The sequence below is a fragment of the Acidicapsa acidisoli genome, from assembly GCF_025685625.1.
In the GTDB taxonomy this organism is placed as follows: domain Bacteria; phylum Acidobacteriota; class Terriglobia; order Terriglobales; family Acidobacteriaceae; genus Acidicapsa; species Acidicapsa acidisoli.
The window spans coordinates 636,557-653,015 of record NZ_JAGSYI010000003.1 but is presented as its reverse complement, the minus strand read 5'-3'; the positions used below and the strand labels follow the sequence as shown (position 1 = coordinate 653,015).

Annotated in this window: 16 protein-coding genes; 1 reads left to right on the top strand and 15 read right to left on the bottom strand. The window is 59.7% G+C overall.

Annotated features, from left to right (window positions below; translation table 11 throughout):
* Positions 1-104: 104 nt before the first annotated feature.
* The 11 genes from OHL23_RS20505 to OHL23_RS20455 all read right to left on the bottom strand — a co-directional run bounded on the left by OHL23_RS20505 (position 105) and on the right by OHL23_RS20455 (position 11,102).
* Entirely contained in the window at positions 105-491 is a 387-nt protein-coding gene (locus OHL23_RS20505) for a type II toxin-antitoxin system VapC family toxin (protein ID WP_263353827.1), read from the bottom strand.
* Positions 488-736, bottom strand: a complete 249-nt coding sequence (locus OHL23_RS20500) for a type II toxin-antitoxin system Phd/YefM family antitoxin (RefSeq protein ID WP_263353826.1) — start codon at positions 734-736, stop codon at positions 488-490. Before OHL23_RS20500 ends, OHL23_RS20505 begins: the two co-directional genes overlap by 4 nt.
* 170 nt (positions 737-906) lie before the next feature.
* Positions 907-1,929, bottom strand: coding sequence for a ketol-acid reductoisomerase (gene ilvC, locus OHL23_RS20495; protein WP_263353825.1), 1,023 nt, complete (start codon positions 1,927-1,929; stop codon positions 907-909).
* A gap of 121 nt (positions 1,930-2,050) precedes the next feature.
* Entirely contained in the window at positions 2,051-2,638 is a 588-nt protein-coding gene (gene ilvN, locus OHL23_RS20490) for an acetolactate synthase small subunit (RefSeq protein WP_263353824.1), read from the bottom strand.
* Between the two features lie 92 nt (positions 2,639-2,730).
* Positions 2,731-4,488 carry a biosynthetic-type acetolactate synthase large subunit gene (ilvB, locus tag OHL23_RS20485; RefSeq protein ID WP_263353823.1) on the bottom strand — a complete coding sequence of 586 codons (1,758 nt, stop codon included), beginning with the start codon at positions 4,486-4,488 and terminating at the stop codon, positions 2,731-2,733.
* Positions 4,489-4,543: 55 nt separating this feature from the next.
* Positions 4,544-4,894 carry a hypothetical protein gene (locus OHL23_RS20480; protein ID WP_263353822.1) on the bottom strand — a complete coding sequence of 117 codons (351 nt, stop codon included), beginning with the start codon at positions 4,892-4,894 and terminating at the stop codon, positions 4,544-4,546.
* A gap of 12 nt (positions 4,895-4,906) precedes the next feature.
* Positions 4,907-6,583, bottom strand: a complete 1,677-nt coding sequence (gene ilvD, locus OHL23_RS20475; protein WP_263353821.1) for a dihydroxy-acid dehydratase — start codon at positions 6,581-6,583, stop codon at positions 4,907-4,909.
* Between the two features lie 30 nt (positions 6,584-6,613).
* On the bottom strand, positions 6,614-7,240 hold the full coding sequence (gene leuD, locus OHL23_RS20470) for a 3-isopropylmalate dehydratase small subunit (RefSeq protein ID WP_263353820.1): 627 nt from the start codon (positions 7,238-7,240) through the stop codon (positions 6,614-6,616).
* 1 nt (position 7,241) lies between these two features.
* Positions 7,242-8,684: a 3-isopropylmalate dehydratase large subunit gene (gene leuC / locus OHL23_RS20465; RefSeq protein ID WP_263353819.1), complete on the bottom strand. Its 1,443-nt coding sequence runs from the start codon at positions 8,682-8,684 to the stop codon at positions 7,242-7,244.
* A 93-nt stretch (positions 8,685-8,777) separates the two neighbouring features.
* On the bottom strand, positions 8,778-9,875 hold the full coding sequence (gene leuB / locus OHL23_RS20460) for a 3-isopropylmalate dehydrogenase (protein WP_263353818.1): 1,098 nt from the start codon (positions 9,873-9,875) through the stop codon (positions 8,778-8,780).
* A gap of 24 nt (positions 9,876-9,899) precedes the next feature.
* Positions 9,900-11,102 carry a 2-isopropylmalate synthase gene (locus OHL23_RS20455; protein ID WP_263353817.1) on the bottom strand — a complete coding sequence of 401 codons (1,203 nt, stop codon included), beginning with the start codon at positions 11,100-11,102 and terminating at the stop codon, positions 9,900-9,902.
* Positions 11,103-11,242: 140 nt separating this feature from the next.
* On the opposite strand from OHL23_RS20455, the gene OHL23_RS20450 reads away from it, so the two are divergent.
* Positions 11,243-12,148: a LysR family transcriptional regulator gene (locus OHL23_RS20450; RefSeq protein WP_317891710.1), complete on the top strand. Its 906-nt coding sequence runs from the start codon at positions 11,243-11,245 to the stop codon at positions 12,146-12,148.
* A 60-nt stretch (positions 12,149-12,208) separates the two neighbouring features.
* On the opposite strand, the gene OHL23_RS20445 is transcribed toward OHL23_RS20450, so the two are convergent.
* The 4 genes from OHL23_RS20445 to OHL23_RS20430 all read right to left on the bottom strand — a co-directional run bounded on the left by OHL23_RS20445 (position 12,209) and on the right by OHL23_RS20430 (position 16,376).
* Positions 12,209-12,937, bottom strand: coding sequence for a 16S rRNA (uracil(1498)-N(3))-methyltransferase (locus OHL23_RS20445; protein WP_263353815.1), 729 nt, complete (start codon positions 12,935-12,937; stop codon positions 12,209-12,211).
* Between the two features lie 336 nt (positions 12,938-13,273).
* A complete protein-coding gene (locus OHL23_RS20440; protein WP_263353814.1) occupies positions 13,274-13,636 on the bottom strand; it encodes a DUF2778 domain-containing protein in 363 nt (120 codons plus the stop codon).
* Between the two features lie 116 nt (positions 13,637-13,752).
* The gene (locus OHL23_RS20435; RefSeq protein ID WP_263353813.1) at positions 13,753-14,868 is read right to left on the bottom strand and encodes a CPBP family intramembrane glutamic endopeptidase; all 1,116 of its coding nucleotides are present in this window, start codon (positions 14,866-14,868) and stop codon (positions 13,753-13,755) included.
* A gap of 89 nt (positions 14,869-14,957) precedes the next feature.
* Positions 14,958-16,376, bottom strand: a complete 1,419-nt coding sequence (locus tag OHL23_RS20430) for an L-serine ammonia-lyase (protein WP_263353812.1) — start codon at positions 16,374-16,376, stop codon at positions 14,958-14,960.
* Between the last annotated feature and the right edge of the window lie 83 nt (positions 16,377-16,459).

The window sequence follows — 16,459 nt, the reverse complement described above, 5'->3', positions numbered from 1 at the left end:
GCAGGTGGTGCGATGTGTGGATTACGAAGAATTGGATGCTGGGGTTCCCGAGATGGGAGCGGCTTTCGCCAAGGATTTGATTTAGACCTAAGTTGAGGGCCTGATCACCACTCGCGCCGGACGCCGAATGTGTCGAGATCAGCATCGTTGCTCAGCAGAGTGAGGTCTTCGTGGATTGCTTGAGCGGCCAACATACGATCGAATGGGTCTTTATGGTTACCCGGGAGGCGTCCAGCACGAAGCGCATGTTCCGGCGAAATTGCAAGGAGGGTATAACCGGACTGCGTGACGACAGACACGAAATCTTCTGCCAGGATTCTGGCCGTGGGTAATTTGCCAAGCCGATGCTTTGTTGCGATCTCCCAGGCGGAGGCTGCAGATACGATCATTTCGTGGTCTGAAAGCTCCAAGGTTTGACGCACATGCGTTGAGAGCGAGTCCTGATTGTAGACGGCCCAAATCAAGGTATGAGTGTCAAGCAGGAATCTCATTCGCCTTCGCCGTTCCAAAGCCGGAGCTCATCCTCCGGCAGGGGTTCGAAGAACTCCGGGCCGATTCCACCTTGTCCTTTTAGAAAACCAATTCGCTGCTTCGCCGGTTTGGGATCGACAGCAACCAACCGCGCAACTGGCTTGTGTTCGCGGCCGGAGGTGATGACAATCTCTTCACCTTGTTGGGCGCGCTGAATCAGCTCAGATAGATTCGTTTTGGCTTCGAAGATGGTGGCTGAGTGCATGGCGGAAACCTGCTAGCTTATGTTAGCTAATATCGGTTGGTTCGTCAATGCATCGCTGATTGCCATAGGATTCGTTCGTTTGTCCTTTGAAGGAAGGATGTCGGCAAACCCATCCTTACCGGAAAACAGAGTAGCCGGTGAGGATGGGGTCCGGATGGGCGACGTGTTGACTATCGGGTCTTGGCGACTTCTTCGACGGTGACTGGGTCTAGGAAGGGCATGCTGGCGCGGAGGGTCTTGCCGATCTTCTCGATTGGGTGCTGGGCTTCGGCGTCGCGGAAGGCCTGGAATTCTTTGCGGCCGGAGCTCTGGTCTGCGAGGAAACGCTTGGCGAAAGTCCCATCCTGAATGTCGGTCAGGATGGCCTTCATGGCCTTCTTGCTCTCGTCGTTGATGACGCGCGGGCCGGAGACATAGTCGCCCCACTCGGCGGTGTCTGAGATGCTGTAGCGCATGTAGGCCAGGCCGCCGCGATAGATGAGGTCGACGATGAGCTTGAGCTCGTGCAGGACTTCGAAGTAGGCGCTCTCGGGCTGGTAGCCGGCTTCGACGAGGGTTTCGTAGCCAGCTTTGATGAGATGGCTGACGCCGCCGCAGAGCACGGCCTGTTCGCCGAAGAGGTCGGTTTCGGTCTCTTCGGTGAAGGTGGTTTCGAGTACCCCGGCGCGGGTGCAGCCGATGCCCTTGAGGTAGCTGAGGGTGAGCGCGTGGGCGGTGCCGGTGGCATCCTGGTGGACAGCGATGAGGCCGGGGACGCCGCCGCCTTCGGTGAAGACTTCGCGCACACGGTGGCCGGGGGCTTTGGGCGCGGCCATCGCGACGTCGATTCCGGCGGCGGGAACGATGCAGTCGTAGCGAATGTTGAAGCCATGGGCGAAGAGAAGGAGCTTGCCGGCGGTGAGGTTTGGCCCGATTTCGTCCGCGTAGAGCTTGGCCTGCGTCTGGTCCGGGACAAGCATCATGACGATGTCTGCCCATTTGGTGACTTCGGTCGGGGTGCCGACTTCGAGGCCGGCCTTCTGGGCTTTGATGCGGGATTTGCTCGATTCCGAGAGGCCAACGCGGACATCAACGCCCGAGTCCTTGAGGTTGAGGGCGTGAGCGTGTCCCTGGGAGCCGTAGCCGATGATTGCGACTTTCTTTGCCTGGATCAGGGTGAGGTCTGCGTCGTGATCGTAGTAGGTCTTGGCCATGATGTTCTTAGTTTTCCTTTTAGCGGGTTAGCGCCGCTTTGCGGCATTGGCGAGTTAGCAAGTTAGCAGGCTTGTTCCGATCCCACATCTCAAAAGCGAGATGTGGGGCACCCGCACTGGTTTAGATGTTGTCGGCGAAGTTGTCCGGGCCGTTTTCGAGCGGCAGATTGCCGGGTTTGGGGATGTCGGGTTCGCCAGCGCCCATGGCGCGGAGGACTCCGGTGGAGTGCTTGCCGCGGCGCATGGTCATTTTACCGCTGCGGCAGACTTCGAGGACACGGTCTTCGGTTTCGTTAAGCACCTGGATGAGGCCTTCGATCTTGCTTTCGACGCCGGTGATCTCGATCATCAGCGATTCCGGAGCCAGATCGACGATGCGGGCGCGGAAGACTTCAGCAAGCTCAAAGATGTGGGACCGGTTGTGTGCGTTTGCGGCCACCTTGATGAGCGCAAGTTCGCGGGTGACGTTAGGCGCCTTGGCGATGTCATCGACGTCGACGACGTCATCCAGCTTATAGAGACTGGCGCGAATGCGGTCTGCGGCCTGATCGGGCGCATCGCAAACGATGGTCATACGCGAGATGCCGGGGCGTTCGCTGTGACCGACCGCGAGCGAGATGATGTTGATGTTAAGCCGGCGGAAGAGCGAGGCGACCCGAGTGAGTACGCCGGGTTTGTCTTCGACATAGGCTACGAATGTGTGCAGCATAATGGCCTTTCGGGGAAAGGCAAGTGTGAAGTGTGAAGTACGAAGTGTGTTTTTGCTTCTCACACTCCACACTGCACACTTCACACTCGCTATTAGTCCTGCGGTTTCTCGACCAGCGGATTGTCTGGTCGCCGGATCATTTCGTGCAGGGCTGAACCCGCGGGAATCATCGGGTAGACGGAGTCTTCCTGTTCGACGAGGAAGTTCAGCAGGAACGCTCCGTTGTGGCTGCGCGCGGTCTGTACTGCGGATTCGAGTTCGGCCCGAGTGCGAACGGCCAGGCCTGGTATGCCGTGCGCGTCGGCGAGCTTGACGAAGTCGGGGCTGACGAGCGGGGTGGACTCGTAGTTCTTCTCGTAGAAGAACTCCTGCCACTGGCGGACCATGCCGAGGTAGCCGTTGTTGATGATGGCGATGTTGACATTGAGCTTTTCCTGGACGATGGTGGCAAGCTCGGCTGCTGTCATCTGGAAGCCGCCGTCGCCCGCGATCACCCAGACTTCCTTGTCCGGGCACGCGACTTTGGCGCCGATTCCGGATGGGAGCGCGAAGCCCATGGTTCCCAGGCCGCCGGAGGTGATGAGGGTGCGCGGGTAGTCATGGCGATAGTACTGCGCTTCCCACATCTGGTGCTGGCCTACGTCGGTCGAGACGATGGCGCGGCCTTCGGTGATGCGCCAGAGGTCGTGCATGACGTGGGCTGCGTATAGGTGCCCGCTGTCCGGCAGGTTCTTGATGTCGCGGACGGCGGCGGTGCCTTTGCTTGCGGCGATGGTGTTGAGCCACGCCGAGCCGTCCCGGCCTGGGAGCAGCGGGAGCAGTTGTTCGAGAACGTTGCGCAGATCGCCAACGAGCGCTACGTCGGCTTTGATGTTTTTGTTGATCTCGGCAGGGTCGATCTCGATGTGAATCTTCTTTGAGTTGGGGGAATACGTCGAGGGCGTGCCGATGACGCGGTCGTCGAAGCGCATCCCGCAGGCGATGAGCAGGTCGGCTTCCTGAATGGCGTGGTTGACCCAGGACTCGCCGTGCATGCCCATCATGCCCATATTGAGGGGATGCGAGGCAGGGAATGATCCAAGGCCAAGGAGGGTCGTTCCGACGGGGATTTGCATGCGCTCGGCCAGAGTGCGGATCTGTTCGCCTGCGTTCGATTGCAGGATGCCGTGACCGGCGAGGATGACGGGGCGCTTGGCGGTGCGGATGAGGTCGGCGGCTTCGCGCAGGTGTGTGCCCATCACCGAGAGCATCGGGTGTGGCTCGTAGGGCGCAGGTTTAGCCGCGGCGAAGTCGAAGATCGCGGCGGATTGCTGCGCGTCTTTGGTGATATCGACCAGGACCGGGCCGGGGCGTCCGGATTTTGCGATCTGGAAGGCCTGGCGGATTGCTGGCGCGATGTCCTGAGTGCGCGTGATGAGGAAATTATGCTTGGTGATGGGCAGTGTGATGCCGGTGATGTCGATTTCCTGAAAGGCATCGGTGCCGAGGACCTTGCTCGGAACCTGGCCAGTGATGCAGACCATGGGGATGGAATCCATCATGGCGGTGGCGATGCCGGTAACCAGGTTGGTCGCGCCGGGGCCACTGGTGGCCATGGCCACGCCGACCTTGCCGCTGGCGCGCGCGTAGCCGTCCGCCATGTGCGCCGCGCCCTGCTCGTGGCGCACGAGGATGTGGTGGATGGGGAACTTGCGCAACGCGTCATAGATGGGCAGGATCGCTCCGCCAGGGTAGCCGAAGACTTCCGTGACGCCCTCGCCGACCAGCGTGGCCCAGACGATCTCTGAGCCAGTCAGGCGGGTCGGGGTTGTGAGGTGCGCGTTGTTCTCTTTCTCGTCGTGATTGCTCATGGAAGATTTCCCTTCCTTAGTCTTGATTGCGACTCGTTCTTGCTATCCATTGTGTTTACAAACGAACTTCGGTCTGCGGTGAACCTGGGCCGCCTTTGCGAATGACAACTCGGGCTCCTCTGCTTAGAGGGTGGCCTCGAAGGACCGGTTCAACCACTGTGAACAGACGGTTTGCGTCGGGTCCGTAAGTAAAGATGGTTCCGTCCGTCTCTCCAATTTCGTTTCCATCCAGCTCGCCCACATGATGGCGTTCAATGACTGCAATCAATTTTTCTTCGAGGTCCACCATGTCGTCGAACCCGAGATGATGACCGTTCGACTTGGACCCCAGATCGAAATGAATAAGGACTGCTTCCTGCGAATTGTCCTGCTGCCTCCGGCCGAGCAATTTGTCGAAGAGTCCCATGTGCATGCCTTCCTAGATGGTGATTGCGCCTTCTGACGCGGACTTCACGCGGTCAACATACTTCGCGAAGACGCCAGTCTTGAAGCGCAGATCGGGGGCCTTCCATTGTGTTTTGCGTTTTGCGAGCTCGTCTTCGCTGACTTCCAACGTGAGCTTGCGGTTGGGAATGTCGAAGTGGATGATGTCGCCTTCGCGGATGAGTGCGATGGGGCCGCCGACCTGCGCCTCCGGTGCGACGTGGCCGACTGTAAATCCACGAGTGGCGCCGCTGAAACGGCCGTCGGTCATAAGAGCTACGGTGGCGCTGAGAGCCGCGTTGGAGCTGACGGCTGCGGTGACCTGGAGCATTTCGCGCATACCGGGGCCGCCTTTGGGGCCTTCATAGCGGATGACTAGCACGTCGCCGGGGTTGATCTTCTGCGCCTGCACGGCAGCGAAGCAATCGTCTTCGGAGTCAAAGACGCGGGCCGGACCGCGATGTTCGACGCGATCCGCTGCGGCGATCTTCATCACAGAGCCCTCGGGCGACAGGTTGCCCTTGAGGATGACCAGACCGCCATGTTCCTTGATCGGCGCTTCGAAGGTCTTGATGACGGGCTGTCCGGGAGTCTCGACTGCCTGGGCTGCTTCTTCGGCGAGAGTCTTGCCGCTGATCGTAAGCACAGAGCCATCTGCGAGACCAGCCTTGATCATGCGCTGAGCGAGAAGACGCGATCCGCCCGCGGCCTGGTAATCCGAGGCGACGTATTTCCCTGCGGGAGAAAGGTCGCAGATGAAAGGCGTCTTATCGCTGATGCGGTCGAAGTCGTCGATAGTGAGAGGAATGTTCATCTCACGTGCGATTGCGAGTAAGTGCAGGACGCCGTTGGTCGATCCGCCCGAGGCTGCGACCGAGGCGATGGCATTCTCGATCGATGCGCGGGTAATGATGTCGGAGGGGCGACGGTTGGCGCGGACGGCATCCATGAGGATGTGGCCGGCCTGGCGCGAGGCTTCGTGCTTGTCGGGCGAGGTCGCGGGAACTCCAGAGAGATAGATCGGCGAGATGCCGAGGATCTCAGCAGCCATGGCCATGGTATTGGCAGTGAACTGGCCGCCGCAGGCTCCGGCTCCGGGACACGCGGCCGCTTCGACGGCTTCGAGGCCAGCGTCGTCGATGGCTCCACGTGCGTGCGAGCCGATGGCTTCGAAAACATTCAAGATAGTGATGTCGTTGCCGTTGAGCTTGCCCGGAGCAATCGACCCGCCATAGAGCATGAGGCCGGGTATGTTGAGACGGCAGAGCGCCATGATGATGGCAGGCATGTTCTTGTCGCAGCCGCCGATGCCGACGATGCCATCGAAGAGGTTGCCGCGCGCGACGAGCTCGACGGAGTCGGCGATGACTTCGCGGGAGACCAGCGAGGCCTTCATGCCCTGCGTGCCCATGGTGATGCCGTCGGAGATGGTGATGGTGTTGAACTCCATCGGAGTGCCGCCGGCTTCGCGGATGCCTTGCTTGACGGCTTCAGCGATATCGCGCAGATGCATGTTGCATGTGCCGATTTCAGTCCAGGTGTTGGCGACGCCGATAATGGGCTTGTGCAGGTCCTCTTTGCTGAATCCGACGCCGCGCAGATAGCTGCGTGCGGCGGCGCGATTTGGGCCTTCGGTCAACGGGATGCTCTGGCGCTTACCTTCAACGGTCATGTGTACTCTTTAATCCTTATAGGTTGGGTACTACGCTCGAGGTTTGAGCCAGTTGGCTTCGTCGTGTTGGGCTTCGAAGGCATCGAGGGCGGCGGCGTGGCGCAGGGTGAGGCCGATGTCGTCGAGGCCTTCGGTCAGGCAGTATTTGCGGAAGGGATCGATTTCGAAAGTGGCGTGGAAGCCTTCGGCGTCGGTGACGGTCTGGGCTTCGAGTGAGACGGTTAGCTGATAGTTTGGCGTGGTTGCTGCACGGTTCAGAAGCAATGCGACCTGTTCTTCGCTAAGCCGGATGAGGACGATGCCGTTCTTGCCTGCGTTCGAGAAAAAGATGTCGGCGAAGCTGGGGGCGATGACGGCGCGGAAGCCGAAGTCGCTGAGCGCCCAGGCGGCGTGTTCGCGGCTGGAGCCGCAGCCGAAGTTTTTACCCGCAACGAGGATCTTTGCGCCCTTGTACTTTGAGTTGTTCAGCGGGAAGGCTGAGTCGGGTTCGCCGGCGTTAGGGCCTTCCTGAATTCTGCGCCAGTCGAAGAAGAGGAATTCGCCGTAGCCGGAGCGCTCGATGCGCTTGAGAAACTGCTTGGGGATAATCTGGTCGGTGTCGACGTTGACGCGATCGAGTGGAGCGGCGAGCGATGTGATGGTCTTGAAGGGTTCCATGTTAGTTTGCTGCCTCCACTGCTTCCTGAATTTCTGACCACTTGCGCACATCGACGAAGTGCCCGGCGATGGCTGCGGCTGCGGCCATTTCCGGCGAGACGAGATGCGTGCGTCCGCCGCGGCCCTGGCGGCCTTCGAAGTTGCGATTGCTGGTGGAAGCGCAGCGTTCGCCAGGCGAGAGAATGTCAGGATTCATGCCCAGACACATCGAACAGCCAGGCTCGCGCCAGTCGAAGCCTGCCTCTTTGAATACATGATCGAGGCCTTCGGCTTCGGCTTGTTCCTTGACGGCCATGGAGCCGGGAACGACCATCGCGGAAACATGCGAGGAGACTTTGTGGCCCTTGGCGATGCCGGCGGCGGCGCGCAGATCTTCAATGCGTGAGTTGGTGCAGGAGCCGATGAAGACGCGGTCGATGTTGATCTCTTCGAGCAGTGTTCCGGCTTTGAGGTCCATGTATTCGAGGGCGCGTTCGAAGGCGCGACGCTCGCCTTCAGTTTCAGCGTCGGCTGGGTTGGGAACGGAGGCTGTAATCGGCGCGACCATGCCGGGGCTGGTGCCCCAGCTTACGTAGGGGACGAGGGTGGTTGCGTCGATGATCAGTTCGCGGTCGAATTTTGCGCCGGGGTCGCTGGGAAGTTTGCGCCATTCAGCGACGGCTGCGTCCCATGCAGCGCCTTGCGGCGAGTAGCGGCGGCCCTTGAGATACGCGAAAGTGGTCTCGTCAGGAGAGATCATGCCGGCGCGCGCGCCTGCTTCGATGCTCATGTTGCAGATGGTCATGCGGCCTTCCATCGAGAGCGAGCGAATGGCGGAGCCTGCGTATTCGATGACGCTGCCGGTCGCGCCGTCGGTGCCGATCTGGCCGATGATGGCGAGGACAATGTCTTTCGCCGTGACGCCCCTGGGCAGCTTGCCTTCTACATTGATGCGGAAGGTCTTCGGCTTGCCCTGCGGTAGGGTCTGCGTGGCGAGAACGTGCTCGACTTCGCTGGTTCCGATGCCGAAGGCGAGCGCTCCGAATGCGCCGTGCGTGCTGGTATGGCTGTCGCCGCAGACGATGGTCATGCCGGGCTTGGTGATGCCGAGTTCGGGGCCGATGACGTGGACGATGCCTTGCTCGCGGCTGCCAATGTCGAAGAGTTCGATGCCGAACTCTTTGCAGTTTTCGCGCAGGGTCGAGATCTGCTTGGCTGCGATCTGATCGACGATGTTGAAGCGCTCGGCGAGCAGCGTAGGCACGTTGTGGTCCACGGTGGCGACGCAGCGGTCGGGACGGCGCACCGTGCGTCCGGTGAGGCGCAGGCCCTCGAATGCCTGCGGCGAGGTAACCTCGTGGATGAGATGCAGGTCTATGTAGAGCAGCGTGGGTTCGCCCGCTGGCTCGGCGACTACGTGCTGCTCCCATACTTTTTCGAAGAGTGTTTTTGGTTGACTGCTCATAACTTAGATGACCCTCAGGGGCTAAAGCCCCTTCCTGATTTGCTTGCTGATGTACGGGCTAAAGCCCGTACCCTTCACTCACTCGTGGAGCTTTTAGTTGACTGGTGCGGAGAGCAATGTACTGACGGTTTCGCGGACTTGCTTGCCCATCTCGGTGGTCGAAAGAACTTTGAAGTCTGAAGTATTTCCGCGAGCCAGGTCCGCTGTGCGGAAGCCAGCTTCGAGAACCTTGCGCACCGCGGTCTCGATGGCTACCGCTTCTGCTTCAAGGCCCGCGGAGTGACGAAGGACCAGCGCTCCGGTGAGGATTGCGCCGAGCGGATTGGCGAGGCCTTTGCCTGCGATATCGGGCGCGGAGCCGTGAATCGGCTCGTAGAGATTGACCGCGCCGCCGATCGTGGCTGAGGGCAACATGCCGAGCGAGCCGGTGATGACGGCGGATTCATCCGAAAGGATGTCGCCGAAAAGGTTTTCGGTGAGGACGACGTCGTAGTTGCGCGGGCTGGTCATTAGAAGCATGGCCATGGAGTCTACGAGTTGGTGTTCAAGCGTCACGTCCGGAAATTCTGTTGCAACCTCGGTGACGACGGCGCGCCAGAGCTGCGACACTTCGAGCACGTTCGCTTTATCGACGGAGGTGACTTTCTTGCCGCGCTTTTGGGCGAGCTGGAAAGCGATGCGGGCGACGCGCACAACTTCTTCGTTGGTGTATCGCATGGTGTTCCATGCCTCGCCGGAAATCTTGTTCCATTCGCGGGGCTGGCCGAAGTAGAGACCACCGAGCAATTCGCGGACGAAGAGGATGTCGGCGCCTTCGATGACTTCGGTGCGCAGGGGGCTGTTGACAGCGAGTTCTTTAATGGCGAACGCAGGCCGCAGGTTCGCGAAGCCACCGAGCGCGGCACGAAGCTGCAACAGGCCGGCTTCGGGGCGCGTATTGGGCGGCAGGGCATTCCACTTGTTGCCCCCGACTGCGCCGAGGAAGACGGCGTCGGAGGCAAGAGCGGCGTTCAGAGTGTCTTCCGGGAGCGGAGTGCCGTCGGTGTCGATGGCTATGCCGCCGATGCGCTTCTCTTCGATTTTCAGTTCATGACCGCTGGCGTTGGCGACGAGGCGAAGTACGGAGACTGCTTCGTTGGCGACTTCCGGGCCGATGCCGTCTCCGGCTACGACCAATAATTTCAGTTTCATGCGTTCCTTCTCTGTTGAGCTAAGTTAGTCGACTTCGGCGTAGGATATTGGGCGGCGGTCGCGAATCTGCTGCGGCAACAGGCCAATCAGGTCCTGGTCGTAGATATTTTTCTTGCGGTCGGCGAGGGCTACGAAGCGGTAATAGGTCTGCTGCAGTTCTTCGCGCGAAATGGTGAAGCCGAGTTGTTCGAGACGATTACGCAAAGCGGCGCGGCCTGAGTGCTTGCCGAGGACCAGCGTCGTGGTGGCTGCGCCGACGGAGGCTGGCGTCATGATTTCGTAGCAGAGCGGGTTGGCCAACATGCCGTGCTGATGGATGCCTGATTCGTGCGCAAAGGCGTTGGCTCCGACGATGGCCTTGTTGGGGGAGGGCCCGAAGGTGATGAGCTGGCCGAGGGTCTGGCTGGTGGGGTAGAGCTTGTCGAGCTTGATTGCAGTGGTGATGCCGTAGTGATCGGCGCGCACGTAGAGAGCGGCGGCAACCTCTTCGAGGGCTGCGTTGCCAGCGCGTTCTCCTACGCCGTTGATGGTGCACTCCACCTGGCGTGCTCCGGCGGCTACTGCGGCGAGTGAGTTGGCGACCGCGAGGCCGAGATCATCGTGGCAATGCGAGGAAAGGATGATGCCCTGGGCGTCAATAGCGGGAATGCGCTCGCGGACCTCGCGGAACATCTGGCCGTATTCCTCTGGCGTGCTGTAGCCGACGGTGTCGGGCATGTTGATGGTGGTGGCGCCGGCTTCAATTGCGACGCGCACCATTTCGACGAGGTAGTCGCGGTCGGAGCGGGTGGCGTCTTCGGGTGAGAACTCGACGTCGTCGCAGAGGCTGCGCGCCTGGCGCACGGACTCGGCCGCCTGCGCGAGGGCCTGTTCGCGGCTCATCTTGAGCTTGAATTCGAGATGCAGGTCGCTCGAAGCGAGGAAGACATGGATGCGGGCGCGGTCGGCGTGTTCCAACGAGCGCGCGGCCATCTCGATGTCTTCGCGCTTGGCCCGGGCCAGAGAAGTGATGCGCGGCGCGCGGATGGCCTGCGTGATGGTGGCGATGGCGGCGAAGTCGCCTTCCGAGGCCATCGCGAAGCCGGCTTCGAGGATATCGACGCCGAGGTCTTCGAGGGCGTGGGCCATCGAGAGCTTTTCCTGGGTGGTCATGCTGCAGCCTGGGGACTGCTCGCCGTCGCGAAGGGTGGTATCGAAGATCAGAACATGGTTGGTATCAGTCGGCATGAGAATCCTGTGGGCAAAACTTTTCTGACTGAGACAGTTTCGCCGATCAGGGTTGTATAACGCAAAGTTATTCTTGTTTGGTATTCGATTACAATTCCTTATGCACGCCATTGGGGGCCAAAATATTGGAATTGCATCAGTTGGAGACGTTTCTGGCGGTTGCGGAGGAGCGCAGCTTTTCGCGCGCGGCGGTGCGGCTGCATCGGACGCAGCCGGCCATCAGCCAGGTCATTCGCAAGCTGGAGGAGTCGGTTGGCGAGGTGCTGCTGGACCGCGCGGCGCGGGATGGTTCGCTGACCGCTGCGGGCGAGTTGCTGCGCGAGTACGCGACGCGATTGCTGGCGCTGCGGCGCGAGGCCTCGTCTGCGATGGAGGAACTGAAGTCACTGGAGCGCGGGCGGTTGCAGCTTGCTGCGAATGAATATACGTGTCTGTATCTGCTGCCGGTGCTCGATGCCTTTCGCAAGCTGCATCCGAAGATCGATGTAACGGTGCATCGCTCGCTCGCGAGCCGGATTCCGGAGGAACTGAATCTCCGGATCTTCGAGTTAGGCGTCATCTCGTTCAAGCCGGATACGGAGCAGTATCGATCCGTGGCCGTATACGCAGATACGCTGGCGTTTGTGGTGAATCCAAATCATGCACTGGCTCGTGCAAAGCGGGTTTCGATTACCGATCTCGGCGAGGAGACCTTTGTGGCACACAACGTGCCCTCCCCGTTGAGGCGGAAAGTGATTGAAGCGTTTGAACGTCACCGCACGCCATTGCACATGCGGATCGAGTTGCCTTCCATTGAGGCGATCAAGCGATTTGTCGCCATGGGCAACGGAGTTGCGCTGGTGCCGCGACTGACTGTAGCCCGCGAACTTGAGACGGGTGATCTGGTTGCTGTTCCGGTCGATGAGCTGGAATTTCGGCGGCTGCTGCGATTGGTGTATAGAAGGAATATGAAGCTGTCCTATGCCGCCACCGCGTTTTTGCAGACGGTGCGTTCCATGGCTGCGGAAGCCGGAGCGCCGTTTCACTACCAGGTGGAGCGGGGGTAGAGACAGGGAACAGGGATCGGAGAGCAGTGATGATTCGCCAACCTCGTTGCCTCTACTTTGTTAAAGCAGAGCGGATGTGATGGCGAGGGCTGTGATCGCGGCGGTTTCGGCGCGCAGAATTCTTGGGCCGAGAGATGCGGATTGCCAGTTGTGTTTGGCGAAGAGCGTGAGTTCTTCGGGAGTCCAGCCGCCTTCGGGTCCAATGGCCAATTCAAAGTCAGGCAGCTCTGATTCCGCAGATGCCAGTGCGGTTTCGATGCGCCGGCGAAGTGTGTTGTTTTGCTCATCTTCGGCTAAGAGGATTTGTTGCGCGCTCGATGTCTGCGCGAGGCGTGCTGCGAGTGCGATGGGTTCTGCAATAGCGGGAATGTCGGCACGTCGGGATTGTTTCGCTGCTTCCTGCGCCAATCGACGCCAGCGTTCGACGCGCTTATCGGCGGCTTGTGCGAGATGTTTCTCTGTTCGACGGGCGATCACGGGAACGATGCTGCCTACGCCGAGCTCCGTGGCTTTCTCAATGGCCCATTCCATGCGGTCGAATTTGAAGATCGAGAGCAACAGAGTGATGGGCAGAGCTGATTCGGCAGGGATCTCTTCCAGAAGCGCGAAGACTACTTCTTCGCTGGCTACGCTTGCGATGGTCGCGTGATAAACGCGTGCACCGGCCACAACGTCGGCATTCATTCCGGGCTGTGCTCGCAGGACGCGTGCAAGATGTTCAGCCTGTGCACCGAGGAGACTTGCGGTGCTGTCGGTAAAGGTGTCGGCGATCCAGCGGCGTCGAGTCATACTGAGATTATTATCAACGGCGGGATGCCGCAGAGACGAAGAAGGGGACGCTGTTTGCGTCCCCTTCTTCGTTGCCTTTTTTGTGATGCTTGCCTGAGGTTGGTTGACTATTCTCCCTGGAGAATATTTAGATTGCAGCTCTGGAACATCTGCTGCAATGGATGAAGATATAGATTCATGCTCGATGCGTGTCAAGAGAAAAATTCGCAATCTTATTTTTTGACGCCATTAGTTCCGTTTCGATGACCTTCGAGGGGAAGTAATTTCCAAGATTGGATCGGTCGCTGATCGATTGTTTGATCGACCATTTATCCGCGTGCACCTCTTGCACGTTACCTACACGACTTCGAGCGCGGTGTCGCCCGAGTCGGAAATCTGTTGACGAATGTCGCGAGCAAGGATGATGCAGCCGTGGCTTGCGGTGTGGTTCATCGCGGCGTTGTCACCGTGGATCATGAATCCTGTGCGGCCAAACATCGTGTTCTCCGGTGCGGGTTCGAGATGCGCCACGATGGGGCCTTTGCCGCCGGGGTCATCGAAGAATGGTTCGATGGTGTAGTTACCGCGCGGGACCGGTCCGATGTCGGCGTCCATTTCTTCGGCAGGATTATTGACTCCGTTGCCGAAGCCGGAGTAGCCGGTACCGACGAAAGCGCCGTCCTGGCTGAGATTTCCGTTTGCGCTGTCATAGCTCCACATGCGGGCCTCCGTGGTTTGTGTTGTGTCTTAGACAGGAATCTGAAGTCAACACACGGTATTGAGTCGGAGGCAGTGTTGGCAAGCGGAGAATTCTTGTGCGCTTCGGAAGAGCAGCGTCATTTTGAAAGCGGAAGATGATCGAGAAAGTGCGTGGAGCGCAGAATGGAAAGAGCTATGCCGGTGGCGAAGTCGTGCCAACTGTGCGCGAGCATTCCGGGAAAGAGATTTCTTCGCAGCAGTGTGATGCCGCCGAAGAGCATGCCGTAGACGGCGATGATCACGATGCCGCGCACGCCCTCATATCCATGGGCTGCGCCGAAGACGAGCGCCGTCAGCACAAGGCTCAGAGGGACGCGGTGTAGCAGAGCGATGCCCTGCGACTGAAGATAGCCGCGAAAGATCAGCTCTTCCGAGAAACCGACAATCAGGCATAGCAGGCCCCATGCGGCGATCTCGAATCCGTTGGCCGGCGCGAGTTCCATGAGCTGGCGAATCGAATCTGCCTGGTCCTTTCGGATGGACGGTTGGTTTGCAGGAGCTGTGCCGGGCTTGCTTTTTGCGTTGCCCTGCGAACTGGACTGAGACTGGGTCTGAGGCCTGGCCTGCGGCGGTGACTGCGAATACTGCTGATTGCTGGCCTTGGCTGCGGCGTGATGATCGTCGATCCGGGTTTCGACGAAGTTCCACGTGAAGGCGACCGATCCGAGCACAATCATGGAGCAGACCCAGAAGGCTGCCGCGATAGCGGCTTCCTTGGTGAAGTCATTCAATCCGCTGGGCCACGCGCCGAAGAGGGAGCGGAATGGAATCTTGCGCAGACGCAGTCCGAATGCAACCCAGGCGACAACAATCAGTTCGAGTATGCCGGTCAGAGCGTAGCGGATAACGCGTACCTGGTCTGGGCCGTCGGAGTTGGTTGCATGAGCGGTACGATCTGAGTGTTGAACAGGCGCGAGGGGATTGATGCTCGGTGTGTCCGGACGGATTGCTCCCCAGATCGAGAAAGCGAGAATTGCGAGAATGAGCACAACGGTATGCCAGATGGGAGCAATGCCGCGCGGCTTATCCGCCTCTTGAATAGGCTCCGGCTCCGTCAGCAACGCGGTTTGAATTTCAGGCTGGGTTGAAGGCTCAAGCGAATCGACGGCAGCGGCCAATTCTGGTTCTTGGATATCTGCTTCCTGGAGATTTGGCTCGTGGAGCTGGCCGTCTGTTTGCTCGGATTCTGGCATGGAAACAGCTTACGAGAATTCGCAGCGGTGTGACTATCCAATGTTCGGGGTATTGGCAACGGTTGCTAGTACAACTAACGCTTGATTCACTAACACTCGATAATGTTGAGCGCAAGACCTGCGAGAGACGTTTCCTTGTAGCGGGATTGCATGTCGAGGCCGGTGAGGTACATCGTGCGGATGACCTGATCGAGCGAGACTTTGTGTTCTTCCGGCTCCTGCATCGCGATGCGGGTGGCGTGAACGGCTTTGACTGCGCCCATGGCGTTGCGCTCGATGCAGGGAATCTGGACAAGTCCGCCGATGGGGTCGCAGGTCATGCCGAGGTTGTGTTCCATGGCGATCTCCGCGGCATGCTCAATTTGTCCAGCCGTGCCGCCCAGCGCGGCTGCGAGACCGCCGGCAGCCATCGAGCAGGCGACGCCGACTTCTCCCTGGCAGCCAACCTCCGCTCCGCTGATCGAGGCATTTTCTTTATATAAGATGCCGATGGCGGCCGAAGTGAGAAAGAAACGCAGGATGCCTTCTTCATTCGCGCCGGGAATGAAGTTGTTGTAGTAGTGTGCGACAGCCGGTACTACGCCTGCCGCGCCGTTGGTCGGCGCGGTGACGACGCGGCAGCCAGCGGCGTTCTCTTCATTGACCGCCATGGCGTAAACCGTGACCCAGTCGAGCGGCGCAAGCGGGTCTGAAGGCCGTTGCTCCTGTTGCCGTTCGCGAAGCCGCTCCGCCAGGCGATGCGCGCGGCGGCGGACGTTGAGGCCGCCGGGAAGAATTCCTTCCGTCGCGATGCCGCGAGCGACGCAATCCTGCATGGCGTGCCATATGGAAAGGATTCGCTGCCGGATGCGCTCTTGCGCCAGGATAGGAGCGCCATCCTGATCGGGGAGGATCGCCACTTCATTCGCCAGCATGATTTCCGCGATGGAAAGCGAGTGGGTGTGGGAACGATCGAGCAGCTCAGCGGCACTGCGAAAGGGATACGGCACCGGATTTCTGAGCAGAGCCGCGGTCGTCGTCTCCTGGCCATCTTCGACGATGAAGCCTCCGCCAATGGAGAACCAGGTGCGGCATTCGATCACCGTCCCAGTTTGGTCGAAGGCGGTGAATCGCATTCCGTTGGGATGCTGTGTGGTTGCGCCGGGCGGAAACATCTGGTCGCGATGGAACAGTAAGTCGGAGTCTTCATGAAAATCAGCTGCGTGCTTACCAGCCAGAGTGAGCCGATGAGTCGTGCGGACTTGCCGGATGATTGGTTCGATATCTTCGGGATTGATGCCTGCGGGGAAATTGCCGCTCAGGCCGAGAAGGATTGCGCGGTCGGTAGCGTGGCCGATGCCGGTGAGAGCTAGAGAGCCGTATAGATCGACCTGCAGGCGGTGGATGCTTGCCAAACGGCCTGCTCCAGCCAGATCGTCCGCAAATCGGAAGGCCGCCGTCATCGGCCCCATGGTGTGAGAACTGGAAGGCCCGACTCCGATTTTGTAGAGATCGAAAAGGCTGGTCATAGTCGAGCTGGCTCGCTTCTCTTGCCCTGTCGATTGTATCGGATGAAGGGCGTCGGACGGATTCGTAGCTGGATTCGTGGCCG